Consider the following 18,261-nt stretch of genomic DNA (forward strand, 5'->3'; position numbering starts at 1 on the left):
TTATTGCTTACATTATCTTGCTTATGGTACAAACTTATATCCTTTACCCCACACGGTTTGAATATATTGATGCTCTCTGCTTAAAGAATTAATTTTTTTCCTCATCTGTGCAATATGAACTTGTACAGTATGTTGATCTCCAACATCAGGCATTTTCCAAACTTGATTATATATCTCTATTTTTGAAAATACTTGTTCTTTATTTTCAGCTAAAAATAATAGTATTTCAAACTCCATGGTGGTTAAGTCAATACCCTTTTCATCAAAGGTTACTTTTCTTGAATTTACATTTATTACTAGGGATGAAAACTTTAACACATTAGGAACTGATGTAATGTTTTTATATTGCCTCATCCGAGCATAGATTCTAAGTTCAAGTTCTTTTAAGCTATATGGCTTTGTTATATAATCATCTCCTCCAGATAAAAAACCTTGCACTCTTTCCTCTTCATGTTCGTAATTAGATAAAAATATTATAGGTATGTTAACCTTTTCTTTTATAGCATTACATATTTTATATCCATCTGAATCTGGTAGTGCAATATCTAGTATTATACAGTCTAAAACTATACTTTCTACTATCTTCATTGCACGTTTAGCAGTCTCTGCTGTGTATACGTTAAAACCTATGTTAGAAAAATAAATTTGATTTATGTTTAAAATATCAACATCATCATCTACAACTAATAAGTTATACATTACACCACTCCATTCAAAAATATTTTAATCATAATCTAAAGTTATAAGTATTACAAATTATAATGTTTTACCTCTTATCTAACTAATATTATTATTTTATAATATCTTTACAAACTAGACTATAAAACTTAAGTATTTTTGAATAATTCTTGAACATTGTCTTAAATATTAAGCATTCATTATTAAATACTAATCAAAGTCTCCGATTGTTGGAAAATGGAACTTAAAATCATTATATCTCATATATATACGATATTTATAGAAACTTGTCCATTAGCCAGTTTGAGTATTGATTTATACGATTTATATGGTTATAATATAAAATAAATTGTATTATTTTGGTAAGTACATTGTTATAAAAAAATTATATTATGTATTTTAATTGATTATAAAATTATTATATCTTCGTTATAATTGCATTATATTTTTTAAAAAATTTCCCTTTTCCAACAAAGGGCTACTTTGGCTAAATATAGCCATTTATATATATAAGTAAAGTTATTAAAGCTTATAATTTTCAAATTTCATATCAACTATGTTAAATTTAAAACAAAAAAAAGGCTATGTAATATAAAATTATATTCATAGCCGGTTGCACCACTAACTCCATATACCTCTAGATGCCCAATAATAAGATATACTTCTCAGTTTCTAAAATATTTTCATTAAACTTGTTTAAATTGTTCTGATAAATTTCATTTCTATTCTAACATTGTAATATTATCTTGTCAATATTTACATATTTTTTAAATATAATGTACTAACTATATATATTTTTTATTTAAAAATGTTTATATTTCTATCATCAATAATAGACAATACCCTGCAAGTTATAGTAGCATTTTTATAAGCTGACTTTGCAGGGTATCATATATTTTTTTATGTTAAGTTTTTATCTTAATAATTAGCTTTATCTTATTGATTAACTTTAATGAATCCTTTTTCTGAAACAAGTGCTTGTCCTTCATCACTCAATATATAGTCTATCAAAGCCTTACCTTTTTCTGATAATTTATCTTCTTTATTAACTAATATAAATGGTCTTGATATTGGATATTTATTAGCTATTACATTGGCATCAGTTGCATCAACATCATTTACTTTTAAACTATTTACTTTCTCATCAACATATCCAAATGATATATATCCTATAGCATTTTTATTTCCTTCAACTGTAGTTTTTATATTTCCTGAACCATCACTTATTTGTGCATCTTTAGTCAATTCTTCTGACTTGAATCCTACAATTTCTTGGAATCCATCTCTAGTTCCTGAACCTTCTTCTCTTGATACTATTACTATTGGTTCATCATTTCCATTAACTTCTTTCCAGTTAGTTATCTTTCCTGTGTATATACCTTTTATTTGGTCCATTGTAAGATTTTTTACTGGGTTGTCTTTATTAGTTATTAATGCTATACCGTCTATTGCTATCTTAGTTTCCTTTAATCCAGCACTTTTTTCTTCATCTTTTAAATCTCTTGAACTCATACCTATTTCAGACGTTCCTTCTATTGCATTTTTTATACCTCCAGAAGAACCAATTTGTTGTACTTCTACACTAACACCTTGATTTTTTTCCTGAAACTTCTCTCCAATAGTTTCCATAAGAGGCCCTATTGAAGTTGAACCTGAAACAGAAACTTTATTTGAATCTCCTGAACCTCCAGAGTCAGAACCACATCCTACTGCTAAGACTCCAACCAACATTGTACTAGCTAAAAGAACTCCTATTTTCTTTTTGAACATTTTACTTACCCCCGCTTATATTTTAATTTTTTTGTTTTCATATTTGCTATATTTTAATAATACATATTTTTTGTTAAGTGAATATTAGAGCGAGGTTAAGTAAATGTAAATATTGTTAAATACATGTAAAAATTTAATTTTATATAGTATATTTAAAATTAGATTAATTTTTTTAAGTGTTTTCCAATCAACACTAGTATAATACATCATATAATATTCTTATAATTTTTTATCTAAGCTATTAATTTATCATATTTTATAATTCTTTTTCTAATTTATTAACCAAACTAGCAAACACATTTAAAGCTTCTTCTATAGATTGTTTTTTCGTCATATCTACACCAGCAGATTTCAATTGTTCTAAAGGATACTCTGACCCTCCACTTTTTAAGAAGTTTATATATCTATCTACAGCTTTACTACCTTCTGAAAGTATCTGTTGACTTAATGCACTTGCAGCAGAAAATCCTGTAGCATACTTATACACATAGAAATTTGAATAAAAATGTGGAATTCTTGCCCACTCTATCCCTATTTGCTCATCTACTATTGCAGATTTTCCATAATACTTCTCATTTAATTTATAGTATATATCAGTAAATTCATCAGCAGTAAGTGGCTCTCCACTTTCTACTCTTTCATGTACAATTTTTTCAAATTCAGCAAACATAGTTTGTCTATAAACAGTAGTCCTAAATTGCTCTAAATAATAATTTAATAGATATATAGTTTCATCTTTAGACTTAGAATTTTCTAATAAATAATTTATAAGAAGTAATTCATTTAATGTAGATGCAACTTCTGCAACAAATATTTTATAATCTGAATATAAAAATGGCTGACTTGTTCTCGAATAATGGCTATGGACAGAATGACCTAATTCATGAATTAATGTAAATAGAGAGTTAAGGTCATTTTTATAACTCATTAATATATAAGGATGTGAATCATAGCTTCCCCAAGAGTAAGCTCCTCCTTTTTTACCTTCATTATCATATACATCAATCCAACCTTCTTCAAATGCATTTTTTATAACTTTTAAGTATTCTTCTCCTAAAGGCTTAAGTGCCTCTAATATAATGCTCTGTGCTTTTTCATAAGGTATATCCATATCAAATTTATCAGTTAGAGGAACATATAAGTCATACATGTGTATTTCATTTAATCCCAAGAACTTCTTTTTAAGTTCAACATACTTATTCAAAGTAGGAATACTTTCATCTATTGCTGATATAAGATTATTATAAACCTCTAAGCTTACATCATCTGAAAATAGCGATGCTTCTATTGCTGAATTATATTTTCTAGTTTTTGCATAAAATATCTCTGACTTTATTCCACCATAAAGTGTTGAAGCAAATGTGTTTTTATATTTTCCATAAGTAGAAAATTCTCCTTCAAAAGCTTCTTTTCTAACTCTTCCATTTTTACTTTTTATAAATAGAGAATAGTTTGAATGAGAAAGTTTAACCTTATTACCTTTTTCATCCTCTATCTCAGGAAATTCCATATCTGCATATGCTAACATATCATATACATTTTCTGGAACTGTTGATAATTCAGATGTAGCTGCAAGTATCTCTTCTTCTTTTTCACTCAAAGTATGAGGCTTATCTCTCAATATATCTTTTATATATTTTGTATAAAATGATAACTTCTCATCCTTCAAATATTCATTTAATCTGTCTTCTTCTATGGACAGTATCTCTGGAACTATATAAGAAGTAGCCACTCCTAAATCAGTTGATAACATTTCTGTCTTAGTGGCTCTTCCTTGATTATCATTGATTCTAGTATCTTCATGTTGTTTCATATGAGTATATACATATAGATTCTGGATGATTCTAGATGCATTTTCAGAGATACTTAATACTTTGTATAAATTTTCCTTACTCTCAGAAAATTTACCTTTGTATTCTTTTACTTCTTGAATAAGATTTTTTACTTTACTTATGTCTTTTTCAATATCTTCTTTAGTAGAGTACATCTTATCTATTTTCCATTTGTATTTTTCTTCTATCGTACTTCTATCAGTTCCCATATTATACACCTCTATTTTAATTCATTTTTATATTTTATTTACTTTACAAAATATATTGTATATATTTTAGTCCAAATAATCTACATTTATTACTCCTTCTATCATATTTATTTCTTTCATAACATCATGTAAGTGTATTCTCTTATCATAAGATATAAAAAAGTTTACTTTCCAATATTCTTCACTACGACATTCTATTTCCATATTCCTTACAATAAGTTGATTTTTTTCAAATTTATCATATAAAAAAGGTATTGAATCTAAATTATTTATTTTTAATATCAATACATTTTTTTCTTGACTAAATAGAAACGTATTTAGTATCCTAAGCACAAATAATGCTATCATTACAAACAACCATCCTAAAATTGCTAGTTCATAATAACCATAACCAACTGCTATACCAATACATGCAGTTGCCCACATACCAGCGGCTGTAGTAAGCCCCTTCACTCCACCTTTGTTCTTTAGAATTGCTCCTGCACCTAAAAAACCAATTCCAGACAACACTTGAGCAGGCATTCTTGCTGGGTCAGCATTTGTATATAAACTATAGTCAGACAATAACTGGATTGAAGTTATTGAGGTAATACAAGAACCTATTGCTATTAATATATGTGTTCTAAATCCTGCAAATTGCCTTATCTTTTCTCTCTCTAGTCCTATTATTCCTCCTATAACTAATGCTAATAATAATCTTATTGCTATCTCCTTAGTTCCTATATCACCCATAATATAAAACCTCCTGACCCAATTATAATTTATATCATATAAATAACTTCTACATCATATCATACAGATAATTTCTATATCAGAAATAACATCTTATACTTTAATATTATTATTAGTATATGATAAATAGTAATATCTGTTAATTTTTAATACAAAAAAACCCACAACTGTGGGCTATTTGCTTAAGTACATGTATTTATTTATTAATATATCTATTTTCTTACTTGATTCTACGAGCTCTTCTTGAAATATTTCTGGATATTCTATGTATGTATTTATCTCTTCCCTAACTGCTTCAATTTCATTTTTTAACGCTTCTAATTCATTGTTCGCCATAATAATCACCACTATTACAAATTTGTATATTTTTATATACATTTTATCAAACAATATTATATTTTGTCAATATTATGTCAATAAAACTTACTATAAAAATGCTTTAATTTGGGCACCGTATACCTAGATACTAATCCTACAAACATACCCGTTACTAATGATGCCATTAACATAAATGGCAAGTATCCTATAGCAAGTATATTTTCTATTATTAAACTTGCAACTATTAATTGACCTATATTATGCCCTATTGCCCCTAAAATACTTATTCCTATCATTGATAATCCCTTTATTTTACTTGCTAAATACATAAATAAAAGGCTCAAATAAGCTCCTCCTATGCTAAATAAAAGATAAGATAGAGGACCTGCAAATATTGATGACAAAATTACCCTGATAGTAACAATTATAACAGTATCTCTGACACCTAACAACATTAATGAAATTAAAGTTATAATATTACTCAAACCCAATTTTGCTCCTGGAAATATAATTATAAGAGGGTTTGGTATATATGTCTCTAGTACATATAAGGCTAAACTGTATCCTATCATAAGACCTAAAAATGTCATTTTTCTAGTTTTCATTAAGTTAATTCCTCCAAATTTTATATATCATATTACATTATAATACAAAATATATAAAAACACCTAATTTAGACTAAAATATTCTATAATATATTTAAAGTAAATATCATCAATTTGAACTTGTAATTCCCCCTATAATCCTTGACTTTTTGTATCATACTTGTTACAATTTTAATGATAATGAATTTCATTAGGAGGTGTTAATAATGACTGTTTACGATTTGAAAATAGGAGAAAAAGGACTTATTAATAATATAGATGGAGATATTAAATTATCTAAAAGATTACTTGCACTTGGATGTATAAATAGTACTGAAATAGAAGTTAAAAAAGTTGCTCCATTTGGAGACCCAATTATAATTAGATTTAGAGGATTTGACTTAGCTATTAGAAAATCTGATGCTAAAAATATTTCTTTACAATAATAGAGGAGGAGCTACCTGTGATTAATGTAGCATTATTAGGAAACCCGAATGTTGGTAAGACTACTGTTTTCAACCTACTTACAGGCTCAAATCAGTATGTTGGTAACTGGCCTGGTGTTACTATTGAGAAAAAAGAAGGATTTATTGGGAAAGAAATAAAGGTTGTAGATTTACCTGGTATATATGCAATGGATACTTTCTCAAATGAAGAAAAGGTTTCTAAGTCATATTTAGAAAATGAAGATGTTGATGTAATAGTGAATGTAGTAGATGCTTCTAACTTATCAAGAAATCTCTACTTAACAACTCAACTTATGCAATTTAATAAACCTATCGTTATACTGCTTAACATGTTAGATATTGCAGAATCTAAGGGTGTTAATATAGATGATAAAAAATTAAGTGAAGAACTTGGAGTAATTGTTGTTCCAATCATCGCAAAAAAGAAAGATGGCGTAGAAAAAATAGAATCAGAAATTAAAGATGCTACTAAAAAATCATTTAAATATCGAACAGACTTTGGAAGCGAAACAGAAACGTATAAGAAGTTAGAATCTATCTTATCAAGATGTACAAAGACTACATATACACACACAAAATCTATCAGTGATAAAATAGACAATATAGTTTTAAATCCTATATTAGCCTATCCAATATTTATTGGTGTATTGTTTCTTTTATTTAAGTTCACCTTTGATTGGGTTGGAGGCCCACTTCAAGAGGGCTTTGCAGGCCTTATAGAAGCTTATATCTCTACACCCGTTAGTGATATGTTAGCTAACTCTAGCCCATGGTTTAAATCACTTATTGTTGATGGAATAATTGGAGGTGTTGGTGGTACTTTACCATTCTTCCCTTTAATATTTACATTATTCTTTGGTATATCTCTATTTGAAGATAGTGGATATATGTCAAGAACAGCATTTTTGATGGATAAAGTTATGAGAAAGGTTGGTCTATCTGGTAAAGCTTTTATACCCATAGTTATGGGTATGGGATGTTCTTCTCCTGCTATAATGGCAACTAGAACACTAGAAAGTGAAAAAGACAGAAGAGTTACAGCTCTTATTGCACCACTTATGACTTGTGGAGCAAAGCTACCTATATATGCATTATTTGTAGCTATATTTTTCCCACACAATGCTGCTTTAGTAACTACATCATTATACTTGGTCGGTATCATTATGGCAATTGTGGTTGCACTAGTTTTAAATAAAACAGCTTTTAAGACAGAGGCTGAACCATTTATATTAGAGTTACCAGAATATAGAATACCTACTATAGACGCACTTATTAAAAATACTTGGAATAAATCAAAAGGTTTTTTAATAAGAGTAGTTACTGTAATGTTTGCAATGTCAGTTGTTATTTGGGGACTTTCTTCATTTAATGTATTTGGATTTACAGAAGATATAAATGTAAGCTTTTTAGCTACTATAGGTCATATTATATCTCCTATATTTAAACCTCTTGGTTTTGATGACTGGAGAACTTCAGTTGCTATCTTAAGTGGTCTTGGAGCAAAAGAAATCGTGGTAAACTCTTTGAATATACTATATGGTAATTTGACTGTTGTATTACCAACAATATTTAATGGTGTTACTGCATATACATTCTTAATATTTACAGCTCTATATACTCCATGTATAGCTGCTCTTGCAACTATGAAAAAAGAATATGGAAATAAAATGATGTTTACATCATTTGCATATCAGTTTATATTAGCATGGATAATGGCTTTTATAGTTAAAAGTATTGGCGGAGTATTATTTATGGGAAATTCAATAATGGAGGCTTTAATCGGCGGAATAATCATAGTTCTTGCATTTTTAATTTTGTTTAATAAATTTAAATCTACCAAAAATGGAAATAGCTGTAGTGGATGTTCTGGTTGTTCTGGATGTCCAAGTACTAATTCTTGCTCAGGTGAGGAAAACAGTAATAAAAAAAGTAGTACACACTAATATGTAAATATTTTAATTTAAAAATAAATTTAAAGAGCTATCTTTCAAAAATAGTTCTTACAAAAATCTTGTTATAACAATATAGAAGCTATCACACAAACAAATGTAAATTGTTGTGTAATAGCTTCTTTTTTACTTATTTAGCCTCTTATTACCTAACTTCATGTTCAACTCCCTATGTTTCTACAAATCAATCTTCTTTTGTTTTTACCTCATATGTTTCTTCACCATCATATAATTCTTTGAATAATTTTGCAGTTTTTTTACCTGCTTTTGCATAAGCTTTTCCAACTTCAACACCAGTTTCATGGTATGCTTTCCCAATTTTTTTAGAAGAAGATACTATATTTTCTATTTCTTTTTTTATACTATTCATATAAAATTCCACCTTTCCAAAAACTTGATTTTTATTTTAGATAGAGTATACTATTATATAATATTATACACAATGTATAAATTATAAATATTTTGTATAGTTCTATACAAATTAAATAAATTTTGTATGAATTTATACATATATCAAAAAATTATTGGAGATAATTAGAAGATGAAAAAAGAAAGAAGAGATATAAGAAAATCAAAAGAAGCAATAAAGCAAGCATTTATTAAACTAAGTATAAATAGTGATATTAGTAAAATTACTGTGAAAGAAGTTTTAGAATTAGCTGATGTAAGTAGAGGGACATTTTATGCACACTTTAAAGATATTTATGATGTTCAAGAACAAATAGAAGAAGAGCTATTCAATAAATGTATAAGTCTAATGAAGGAAAGTAATATTTATGATATTGTTGAAAATCCATATCCTCAAATTTTAGAAATTGTTACCTTTTTCCAAGAACATGCAAACACAATTAAAAATTTATCTTGTAATGGTAAAAGTACATCCTTTTTTTATAAATATAAAGAAATACTGAAAAAAGGCATTCAAGAAAGTAGTCATACAATAGAAGATAAAGAAACAGTTGATATTTTGGATGCTTGTATTATAGGAGGAATTATAGATGGGTGTTTAGAAATGATTTCTAAAGAATATAGTGGAAATAATTCAGAAACAGAAGAAAAAACTGCAAAAATTATTAGTATATTTATTACAAAAGGTATGCATGGACTGAAAAATAAAATATAAAATAAAAATTCCTATGGTATCATTAAAAAACCATAGGAATTTTTATTAATTATGGTTATAATTATTGATTAATTAGAACCATAAACTTCTTCTTTTGTATAACATTTGCTATCAATTAGTATCTTATCTAAATTTTCTTTTATAACCAAGCGTCCAATAATAAGACTCTCTGGTATTGACTTTTCAGTACCATTATCCAAAGTGTTAGTATAATTAATTCTTTCTCCTCTAGCCACGTAATAGGCTTCATTTATAGCGGTTTATGCTAATACCTTTCCGTCCATATATAGTACTTGATTGTATTCCTGCAATGATTTGTTTCGCTGTTTCTAACTGGGCATCCATACCTGTAGTATCTTTAGGTCTTATAATTAAGACATATATACAACTGTCAATTAGCTCTATGCACACTTCATTTTGTGTTTTTCTATCTTTAATAGAACTAAGACATATATCAATTTCAACACCAAGTTCTTTTGCTAGTTTTTCCATATATCAAAAACCGTTAAAATAATAGATTCTATTGGCTATTTATATAAATCTTTTATTTTAAAATAAAATTCATATTATCAAACTAATATTTAAAAAGATTAATACATATTTATATAATCTGTAAAAAATCAAGATGAAGATTACTTCTTTTTTATTAGTAGAATTATAATTGTTAATACATATAAATAATGTCTCAAAATAAACTACAAAATTCATTTTGAGACATATATTTTTATCTTATTCTTAATTTACTATTTGCTCATATCTTTAGATTTATCTATGCAAGCGACAATAGATTTTATAACTGCTGATCTAAATCCTTCTTCTTCTAACACTTTAACTGCTTCTATAGTAGTTCCTGCTGGAGAACAAACCATATCTTTTAATTCTCCTGGATGTTTTCCAGTTTCAAGAACCATCTTAGCTGAGCCCATAACAGCTTGAGATGCAAATTTATAAGCTTGCTGTCTTGGCATACCAGCTAGTACTGCTGCGTCTGCAATAGCTTCTATAAACATAAATACATATGCAGGAGAAGAGCCGCTAATACCTGTAACTGTATCCATTAAATATTCTGCTACTATTTCTGCTTCTCCGAATGATTCAAATAGAGCTTTAATCATATTCAATTCTTCATCAGTAACATTTGAATTTTTACAAAGAGCTGACATACCTTCTCCAACAAGTGCTGGAGTATTTGGCATTACTCTTACTATCTTTTTATCTGAACCTATAATACTTTCAAGAGTTTCTATAGTTTTTCCTGCTGCTATTGATACTATTATTTTACTTTCATCTATTAATTCTTTAAGTGGAGCTAAAGCTTTTTCACATATATTAGGCTTAAGTGCTACTATCACTACATCTGAATTTGCAACAGCCACCTTTGAATCAGTTGTAGTATTTATTCCAAATTGTTCTTTTACTTTATCTAAAGCAACTTGACTTAAGTCTGATACAGTTATATCTTCTGCTTTTACTAATCCTGATTTTACTATACCACCTATCATTGCACTTCCCATATTTCCTGAACCAATAAATCCTAAAGTTTTCATATCAAATCTCCTCTTTTTCTATTAGTTTTTATTTTAAAGTAGCTAAATTTATAATATTTTAACTGCTTAAAATTATCTTAGTTATTATAAAATATAATTTTATTATGATTATTATAAATTACTTCTTTATATAGTTTATTAAATATAAATTTAACGATTTTTTCATTAAACTCAACGAGCTAACTTCCCATCCAGAAAGTTAGCTCAGAATTAATCTAAAATTTTTTAAAATGGTATCTGGTAATATATACTATTATACCAGTTACATTTTTATATAGTAAGAAGTTTTATTTACAAACAATCCTAGAATGTTTGCTCAGTTCTACCTATTATTTCATCTTGTAATGTTCTACTTAAATTGTTGAAATGGTCACTATATCCTGCAACTCTAACTATTAAGTCTTTGTAATCTTGAGGATTCTTTTGAGCCTCTAATAATACATTTTTATCAAATACATTGAATTGTATATGATGTCCATCCATATTAAAGTATGCTCTTACTAGATTAGCCATGTTGTCTAATCCTTTTTCACCTTGTACTACTGATGGTGCAAATCTTTGATTTAACAATGTTCCACCAGTTTTTATATGGTCCATCTTAGCACAAGATTTTATAACTGCTGTAGGTCCATTAGTATCTCCACCTTTTTCTGGAGAGATTCCTTCTGAAACTGGCTTTGCACAAAGTCTACCATTTGCACTTGCTCCCATAATTTCTCCAAAGTATACATGGCAAGTAGTTGGCAACATATCTACTCTATATTCTCCACCACAAACAGTTGGTCTACCAGTTACTTCATTGTAATATGCATTAAATATTTCTTCCATTATTCCATCAGCATAATCATCATCATTTCCATACTTAGGAGTTTTATTTGAAACTATATTAAGTATAGCTTCATATCCTTCAAAGTTAGAATCAAGTGCCTTAAGTAATGTATCCATATCAAATTTTTTCTTGTCAAATACATTATATTTTATTGCTGTTAAACTATCTGTTATAGTTCCTATACCAACACCTTGTATATATCTAGTGTTATATCTTGCTCCACCTCTTTGATAGTCTTTACCTTTTGCTATACAATCATCAACTATTGTAGACATAAGTGGGCAAGGCATATGTTTTGCACATATATTTTCTATTACAGCATTTCCTTGTATTTTTATATCAATCATATAATGTAACTGCTTTTTAAATGCGTCAAATAATTCTTCATAAGATTTAAAATCTCTAGGGTCTCCAGTTTCAATACCTATTTGCTTTTTCGCAATTGGGTCATAACCGTTATTTAGTGTTAATTCAAGTATTTTTGGAATATTCATATATCCAGTTAAAACATATGCTTCTTTACCAAAACATCCAGTTTCAACACAACCACTAGTTCCTCCAAGTCTTGCATCTTCTATAGTTTTACCAGCTTCCATAAGCTCTTGAACTATTGCTTCAGTATTATAAAATGCTGGTTGACCCCATCCTTTTCTTGATATTTCACAAGCTCTCTTTAAGAATTTTTGAGGAGTCTTTTTACTTATTTGAACATTTGAACTAGGTTGTATTAATTTCATTTCATCCATGACATCAAGTATTATATAACTAACTTCATTAACACCATCTTGACCATCTGGATTTATTCCACCAGTATTTATATTTGCAAAGTCTGTATATGTGCTACTCTCTTTCAGTGTTATACCAACTTTTGGTGGTGCTGGTTGATTGTTAAATTTAACCCATAAACATTCAAGTAATTCTTGTGCTCTATCTCTATCTAATATTCCATTTTCTACATCTCTTTCATAAAAAGGATTTAGATGTTGGTCTAGTCTTCCTGGAGTAAATGCATCCCATATATTAAGCTCAGTAGTAACCCCTATATGAACAAACCAGTACATTTGTATAGCTTGATGATAAGTTTCTGGTTTATGAGCTGGTACAACATCACAAGTTTCAGCAATTAACAATAAGTCTTTTTTCTTAGCTTCATCAGTTTCTTCTTCTGCCATTTTTCTTGCCTTTTCAGCATATCTCTTTCCTAATATAACCATTGCATCACAAGCTATTGCCATAGCTTCTAAATCAGCTTTTTTATTATATGCATCTAAGTCATTAAGGAAATCTAATTCTTTTAGTCTTGCTTCTATATCTTTCTTTAAATCTAAAAATCCTTTTTTATATATTGTATCTCCACAAACTGTGTGTCCTGGAGCTCTTTGTTCCATAAACTCTGTAAACATACCTGCTTCATATGCTGCTAACCATTCAGGTGTCATAGCATTTATTATCTTATCTCTGGTTTGTCTCTTCTTCCAGAAAGGTATTATTTCCTCTTGATGTATTTTTCTAGATTCTTCAGACACACTAAAATTTATTATGTCTCTATTATGCATTACTTCTAAATCTTCCATTGTATGACAACAAATTTCTGGATATGTTGGTGCTCCATTAGGTGAATCTCCTTTTTCGCCTACTATTAATTCTCCATCATTTATACTAAGAGTTCTGTTTTCAATGTAATGTTTAAATGATAAAGCACGAAGTACAGGAATTTCTACACTTCCTTCATATTTTTTATAAGCTTCTGTCATAAGTACTGCTCTTTCAATAGATATGTGTGGTTCTGCATTAACACTTTCTTCTCTTAATTTTTTAGTTCTTTCAAAAGTTCCTCTTAACATTTTATTACCCCCCAATCTTAGTATTGAAATTACTTGCTTCAAACAGCCTTTTTATTTCTTCTAATTTTTCTTCAGTAGGTCTTTGTAACTCTTCTCCTTCATACTTTTTATAAATTTTATCATACTTATGTTTACCAATATTATGATATGGAAGAAGACTTACATCTTTTATATTCAAAGGCTTTAAAAACTCTATCATTTTTTTAACCTCTAAATTTTCATCATCTACATTTACGCCTACAATTAATGGTATTCTTATATTTATATTAGCTCCTGATTCACTCAAAAGTTTAACATTTTTAAGTATTAAATCATTTGATTTTCCTGTAAATTTTATATGTTTTTCCTCATCAATAAGTTTAATATCGTATAAGAACAAATCTGCACATTCAGCAACTCTTTCGTAATTTTCTGACTTTGCATATCCACAAGTATCAATTGCCACATGAATTCCCTTTGATTTACACATGTTTATTACTCCACAAATAAAATCCATATCTTGAGCCATTACTTCTCCACCTGATAAAGTTACTCCTCCACCTGATTCTTCATAGAAAATTCTATCTTTTTCTATCTCTTTAACCAGTTCTTTAACAGAATACTCTTGACCTACTATTTCTCTAGCATTGTTTATACAATAATCTAAACAAGTTTCACAAAACTCACATTTTTCTTGGTCTAGACATATTTTTGTTTCACCTTTGTAAATTGCTTTGTGAGGACATATATTTATACATGCTTCACATCTTGAACATCTCTCTTCATTATACAAAACTTGTTTTGTATATGTTTGACTTTCTGGATTATGACACCAAACACATTCAAGTGGGCATCCTTTAAAAAAAACTGTACTTCTTATCCCTGGACCATCATGTATACTACATTTTTGTAAATTTATAACTAATGGATTCATAATTTTTTCACCCCTAAAGAATATCCATTCCTTTTTTTTCATCTTTATGTAATTCATCTTCATAGGTTATTTCTATGAAAAGCATTTCTACAATTACATAATACTATATTCGTTATTATTTTGTCTATATTTTTTTAGTAATATTAAAAATTTTTATTTTATTATGATATTTATATTGATTTTATAAATTAAATTTAAATATTTATTAATTTTATTTTTATAAGTAAATATAGATAATCTCTATAAACAATATGTTATTTTAATTAATTTAGATATATATACTATAAAAATTAAATAAAAACAGAGACTACACTTTACCATGTAGTCTCTGTTTCTCTAGTAACATTTAGAATTTTACATTTATTGTTACTGCTTTTCCGCCTCTATTTAATGTAATTTTTGTGCTAGCACCTTTTGAGAAAGTATATAACTTTTTATTAAGGTCATTCATACCAGTTATATCTGCATCTCCTACTTTAGTTATAATATCCCCTACTTTTACTCCTGCTTTTTCTGCTGATGAACCAGATATTACTTCTGCAACATATACTCCTTTGTCAGTACTTAATTTTGTACCTGTAGCTGCTTCATAATTTGATACATCTGTTCCTTTTATACCTAAAGTTACTTTTTCATATTTTCCAGTTTTTATTACTTCTTCAACTATACTTTTAGCTGTATTGATTGGTATCGCAAATCCTAACCCTTCTGCTTGAGAAGCTTTTGCTGTATTTATACCAATTACTTGACCTTTTTGATTTAACAATGGCCCTCCACTATTTCCTGCATTTATACTTGCATCAGTTTGTAATAACCCTGTCATATTAGTTTTTTCTGTTTGTATAGTTCTATCTAATCCACTTATTATACCTTGAGTAACTGTCTTTTGGAAGTCTAGTCCAAGTGGGTTACCTATTGCTATTGATATATCTCCAACTTTTACTTTATCACTATCTGCAAATTCAGCTGGTGTTAATCCAGTTTTATCAACTTTAACTATGGCCAAATCAAGTTGTTGGTCAAACCATACCACTTTACCTGATGTTGTTGAACCATCATTAAATAAAACATTAACACTAGTTGCTTGGCCATCTGATATAACATGAGAATTAGTAAGTATATATCCATTTGAATCTACTATAATCCCAGTTCCTACTCCTTGTGTTTCAGTTGGTATTGCAAACATATTACTAGTATCGACGCTAGTTGTCGTAATACCTACAACAGATGGTGTTGCCTTTTCTGCAACTGCTTGGTAAATGTTTTGGCTCTTTCCATCATCATTTACAACTATGGGCGTAGAACTTCCTGTAGATTTACTTCCTAAATTATCTTTAACTAAAATTATTGTTAGCAAACTACTAAGTATTGAACTTATTATAGCGACTAATATTACTAAACTTATACCTTTCTTTCTTCTTGACATCTCATACCACTCCCTATCTAAATATAATATAAATTATCAAAATATATTTTTCCCAATTTTCCATAAAAAAATGAAATCATCTATTTTGAGTAAACTCTCTTTCGATGATTTCATTATATTATTCTAATCTTAATTAAACCTTAACTATCTAAAATTATTTAAGTCTTTTTTCTAATTCTTCTTTTTCTTTTTCATAACCTGGTTTTCCTAGTAAAGCAAACATATTTTTCTTGTATGCTTCTACTCCTGGTTGGTCAAATGGATTAACTCCTAGTAAATATCCACTTATTCCACAAGCTTTTTCAAAGAAATACACTAAATATCCAAAATTATACTCATCTAACTTAGGTATATTTATTACCAAGTTAGGCACTTTTCCATCAGTATGTGCTAATAGAGTACCTTCAAAAGCTTTATGATTTACAAAATCTACAGTTTTGCCTGCTAAATAATTTAAACCATCTAAATCTACTTCTTCTGAATTTATAGTTATATTTCTCTTAGAACTTTCAACATTAAGTACTGTTTCAAATAAAAGTCTTTTTCCATCTTGAATATATTGTCCCATAGAATGTAAGTCTGTTGAAAAATCTACAGAAGCAGGAAATAATCCTTTATTTTCTTTTCCTTCACTTTCTCCATAAAGTTGTTTCCACCACTCACTCATATAATGTAGTTGAGGTTCATAGTTAACCAATAACTCTACATCTTTTCCTTTTCTATGTAAAATTGTTCTAGCTACAGCATATTTATAACTGTCATTATTTTTTAAGTCAGAATTTTGAAATGCTTCACGAGCATCATTTGCACCATTCATTATGGCATCAATATCAAGTCCTGCAGCTGCAATAGGAAGTAATCCAACAGCTGTCAATACAGAAAAACGACCACCTACATCATCTGGTATTACAAAAGTCTCATATCCTTCTTCTGTAGCTAATTGTCTAAGCGCCCCTTTACTTGAATCTGTTGTTGCATATATTCTCTTTCTAGCTTCTTCTTTTCCATATTTTTTTTCTAAATAATTTTTAAATATTCTAAAAGCAAGAGCTGGCTCTGTAGTAGTACCTGATTTAGATATTACATTTACAGAAACATCTTTACCTTCAATTACATCTAGTAAATCCATAATATATGTTGAGCTTATGTTATGACCTACAAAATATACTTCAGGAGCATTTCTTTGCTCTTTTTTAAGCCCATTTCTAAAAGAATGACTTACCATGTCTATCGCAGCTCTTGAACCCAAATAAGAGCCTCCTATACCGATTACTAAAAGAACCTCAGAATCAGATTTTATCTTCTCAGCAGATTTTTTTATTCTAGCAAACTCTTCCTTATCATAATTTTTAGGAAGGTCTATCCATCCTAAAAAAGTATTTCCTAAACCAGTTTTATTATGTAACATATCATGTGCCACATCTACATACGGCTGCATGACATCTATTTCTTTTTGGCAAAAAAATTCCGTAGCTTTACTATAATCAAAATTTATTTTTCCCATTTAAATCCCTCTTTTCAGCATATGCGTTTTACAGAGATTATAACATAAAATCTAGGTGTTTTTTTAAAAAGTTTGCCACAAAATAATGCATATATCCTCAAGCATTATTAGGAAATCGATTCTTCTAAATATTACAACTATTTGTCAATTATAAAATTTTAATTAAATAAATGAATAGTCCAATAGCAAAATGTTATCTTTTTATTTCTCTCATATATATAAAATGTAACTTATTATAAATGTATTTTTCTTAACAATAATCTGTTGATTAAAATAATTAAGAATGTTATGCTAATTGTAATTATTAAAAGGGAAAAGAGGTAATTTAATATGTTTAAGCAAAGATTATTTAAGTTATTATCTAGCACATTGGTACTTAGTATGTTATTTACAGCTACTCCAAATATTGCTTTTGCTGATAATGACACAAACAATATCTCCGATAAGTATCAAAGCTCTGATATAGAGTTAAATGATTATAGTAAAGGTTCGGAGTCTTACACAAAAACTAGAGCTCTTGCTAAAGAGAAAATTCA

General features: G+C 28.2%; 18 protein-coding genes and 1 riboswitch. Of the genes, 4 read left to right on the top strand and 14 right to left on the bottom strand.

All coding sequences use genetic code 11. From position 1 onward, the window contains the following. Positions 1 to 21 precede the first annotated feature (21 nt). From IC214_RS19850 to IC214_RS19875, 6 genes are all read right to left on the bottom strand, one after another. A complete protein-coding gene (locus IC214_RS19850; RefSeq protein ID WP_227433685.1) occupies positions 22 to 699 on the bottom strand; it encodes a response regulator transcription factor in 678 nt (225 codons plus the stop codon). Between the two features lie 577 nt (positions 700 to 1,276). Further along, positions 1,277 to 1,360, bottom strand: a riboswitch (cyclic di-GMP riboswitch). A gap of 254 nt (positions 1,361 to 1,614) precedes the next feature. After that, positions 1,615 to 2,448: a phosphate ABC transporter substrate-binding protein gene (locus tag IC214_RS19855; protein ID WP_227433684.1), complete on the bottom strand. Its 834-nt coding sequence runs from the start codon at positions 2,446 to 2,448 to the stop codon at positions 1,615 to 1,617. Positions 2,449 to 2,704: 256 nt separating this feature from the next. Then, positions 2,705 to 4,489 carry an oligoendopeptidase F gene (pepF, locus tag IC214_RS19860; protein ID WP_227433683.1) on the bottom strand — a complete coding sequence of 595 codons (1,785 nt, stop codon included), beginning with the start codon at positions 4,487 to 4,489 and terminating at the stop codon, positions 2,705 to 2,707. Positions 4,490 to 4,555: 66 nt separating this feature from the next. After that, positions 4,556 to 5,221 (bottom strand): MgtC/SapB family protein, encoded by a 666-nt coding sequence (locus IC214_RS19865; RefSeq protein ID WP_227828304.1) that lies wholly within the window; start codon positions 5,219 to 5,221, stop codon positions 4,556 to 4,558. Between the two features lie 174 nt (positions 5,222 to 5,395). Next, positions 5,396 to 5,557 carry an aspartyl-phosphate phosphatase Spo0E family protein gene (locus IC214_RS19870; RefSeq protein ID WP_009891746.1) on the bottom strand — a complete coding sequence of 54 codons (162 nt, stop codon included), beginning with the start codon at positions 5,555 to 5,557 and terminating at the stop codon, positions 5,396 to 5,398. 77 nt (positions 5,558 to 5,634) lie between these two features. Next, on the bottom strand, positions 5,635 to 6,144 hold the full coding sequence (locus IC214_RS19875; protein WP_227433681.1) for a Gx transporter family protein: 510 nt from the start codon (positions 6,142 to 6,144) through the stop codon (positions 5,635 to 5,637). Positions 6,145 to 6,350: 206 nt separating this feature from the next. Between IC214_RS19875 and IC214_RS19880 the strand changes: the two genes are divergently transcribed. Continuing rightward, complete coding sequence (locus IC214_RS19880; protein ID WP_227433680.1) at positions 6,351 to 6,569, top strand: FeoA family protein; 219 nt, start codon at positions 6,351 to 6,353, stop codon at positions 6,567 to 6,569. Between the two features lie 17 nt (positions 6,570 to 6,586). Further along, positions 6,587 to 8,533 carry a ferrous iron transport protein B gene (gene feoB, locus IC214_RS19885; RefSeq protein WP_227863302.1) on the top strand — a complete coding sequence of 649 codons (1,947 nt, stop codon included), beginning with the start codon at positions 6,587 to 6,589 and terminating at the stop codon, positions 8,531 to 8,533. 190 nt (positions 8,534 to 8,723) lie between these two features. On the opposite strand, the gene IC214_RS19890 is transcribed toward feoB, so the two are convergent. Beyond that, a complete protein-coding gene (locus IC214_RS19890; protein WP_227433678.1) occupies positions 8,724 to 8,909 on the bottom strand; it encodes a hypothetical protein in 186 nt (61 codons plus the stop codon). A gap of 171 nt (positions 8,910 to 9,080) precedes the next feature. Between IC214_RS19890 and IC214_RS19895 the strand changes: the two genes are divergently transcribed. Further along, positions 9,081 to 9,662: a TetR/AcrR family transcriptional regulator gene (locus tag IC214_RS19895; RefSeq protein ID WP_227836290.1), complete on the top strand. Its 582-nt coding sequence runs from the start codon at positions 9,081 to 9,083 to the stop codon at positions 9,660 to 9,662. A gap of 68 nt (positions 9,663 to 9,730) precedes the next feature. On the opposite strand, the gene IC214_RS19900 is transcribed toward IC214_RS19895, so the two are convergent. The 7 genes from IC214_RS19900 to IC214_RS19930 all read right to left on the bottom strand — a co-directional run bounded on the left by IC214_RS19900 (position 9,731) and on the right by IC214_RS19930 (position 17,725). Beyond that, positions 9,731 to 9,898, bottom strand: a complete 168-nt coding sequence (locus IC214_RS19900) for a hypothetical protein (protein WP_227836291.1) — start codon at positions 9,896 to 9,898, stop codon at positions 9,731 to 9,733. Positions 9,899 to 9,908: 10 nt separating this feature from the next. Then, entirely contained in the window at positions 9,909 to 10,154 is a 246-nt protein-coding gene (locus tag IC214_RS19905; RefSeq protein WP_227863303.1) for a hypothetical protein, read from the bottom strand. Positions 10,155 to 10,405: 251 nt separating this feature from the next. Next, positions 10,406 to 11,209 (bottom strand): pyrroline-5-carboxylate reductase, encoded by an 804-nt coding sequence (gene proC / locus IC214_RS19910; protein WP_227836293.1) that lies wholly within the window; start codon positions 11,207 to 11,209, stop codon positions 10,406 to 10,408. A gap of 303 nt (positions 11,210 to 11,512) precedes the next feature. Further along, complete coding sequence (gene hypD / locus IC214_RS19915; protein WP_227433673.1) at positions 11,513 to 13,882, bottom strand: trans-4-hydroxy-L-proline dehydratase; 2,370 nt, start codon at positions 13,880 to 13,882, stop codon at positions 11,513 to 11,515. Between the two features lie 4 nt (positions 13,883 to 13,886). Further along, a complete protein-coding gene (locus IC214_RS19920; RefSeq protein ID WP_227433672.1) occupies positions 13,887 to 14,795 on the bottom strand; it encodes a trans-4-hydroxy-L-proline dehydratase activase in 909 nt (302 codons plus the stop codon). 346 nt (positions 14,796 to 15,141) lie between these two features. Then, positions 15,142 to 16,221 carry a serine protease HtrA gene (htrA, locus tag IC214_RS19925; RefSeq protein ID WP_227481856.1) on the bottom strand — a complete coding sequence of 360 codons (1,080 nt, stop codon included), beginning with the start codon at positions 16,219 to 16,221 and terminating at the stop codon, positions 15,142 to 15,144. 154 nt (positions 16,222 to 16,375) lie between these two features. Next, complete coding sequence (locus IC214_RS19930) at positions 16,376 to 17,725, bottom strand: glucose-6-phosphate isomerase (RefSeq protein ID WP_227433670.1); 1,350 nt, start codon at positions 17,723 to 17,725, stop codon at positions 16,376 to 16,378. Positions 17,726 to 18,055: 330 nt separating this feature from the next. Between IC214_RS19930 and IC214_RS19935 the strand changes: the two genes are divergently transcribed. Next, a partial coding sequence (locus IC214_RS19935) for a hypothetical protein (protein ID WP_227846219.1) occupies positions 18,056 to 18,261 on the top strand: 206 nt, incomplete at its 3' end.

Source organism: Clostridioides sp. ES-S-0190-01 (genome assembly GCF_020658275.1).
Taxonomy (GTDB): Bacteria; Bacillota; Clostridia; order Peptostreptococcales; family Peptostreptococcaceae; genus Clostridioides.

Coding starts and splice junctions, on each gene's coding strand:
- proC (WP_227836293.1), bottom strand. CDS start 11,209: ATGAAAACTTTAGGATTTATTGGTTCAGGAAATATGGGAAGTGCAATG.
- IC214_RS19875 (WP_227433681.1), bottom strand. CDS start 6,144: ATGAAAACTAGAAAAATGACATTTTTAGGTCTTATGATAGGATACAGT.
- IC214_RS19890 (WP_227433678.1), bottom strand. CDS start 8,909: ATGAATAGTATAAAAAAAGAAATAGAAAATATAGTATCTTCTTCTAAA.
- pepF (WP_227433683.1), bottom strand. CDS start 4,489: ATGGGAACTGATAGAAGTACGATAGAAGAAAAATACAAATGGAAAATA.
- IC214_RS19850 (WP_227433685.1), bottom strand. CDS start 699: ATGTATAACTTATTAGTTGTAGATGATGATGTTGATATTTTAAACATA.
- IC214_RS19880 (WP_227433680.1), top strand. CDS start 6,351: ATGACTGTTTACGATTTGAAAATAGGAGAAAAAGGACTTATTAATAAT.
- htrA (WP_227481856.1), bottom strand. CDS start 16,221: ATGTCAAGAAGAAAGAAAGGTATAAGTTTAGTAATATTAGTCGCTATA.
- IC214_RS19905 (WP_227863303.1), bottom strand. CDS start 10,154: ATGGAAAAACTAGCAAAAGAACTTGGTGTTGAAATTGATATATGTCTT.
- IC214_RS19895 (WP_227836290.1), top strand. CDS start 9,081: ATGAAAAAAGAAAGAAGAGATATAAGAAAATCAAAAGAAGCAATAAAG.
- IC214_RS19865 (WP_227828304.1), bottom strand. CDS start 5,221: ATGGGTGATATAGGAACTAAGGAGATAGCAATAAGATTATTATTAGCA.
- IC214_RS19870 (WP_009891746.1), bottom strand. CDS start 5,557: ATGGCGAACAATGAATTAGAAGCGTTAAAAAATGAAATTGAAGCAGTT.
- IC214_RS19930 (WP_227433670.1), bottom strand. CDS start 17,725: ATGGGAAAAATAAATTTTGATTATAGTAAAGCTACGGAATTTTTTTGC.
- IC214_RS19855 (WP_227433684.1), bottom strand. CDS start 2,448: ATGTTCAAAAAGAAAATAGGAGTTCTTTTAGCTAGTACAATGTTGGTT.
- hypD (WP_227433673.1), bottom strand. CDS start 13,882: ATGTTAAGAGGAACTTTTGAAAGAACTAAAAAATTAAGAGAAGAAAGT.
- IC214_RS19920 (WP_227433672.1), bottom strand. CDS start 14,795: ATGAATCCATTAGTTATAAATTTACAAAAATGTAGTATACATGATGGT.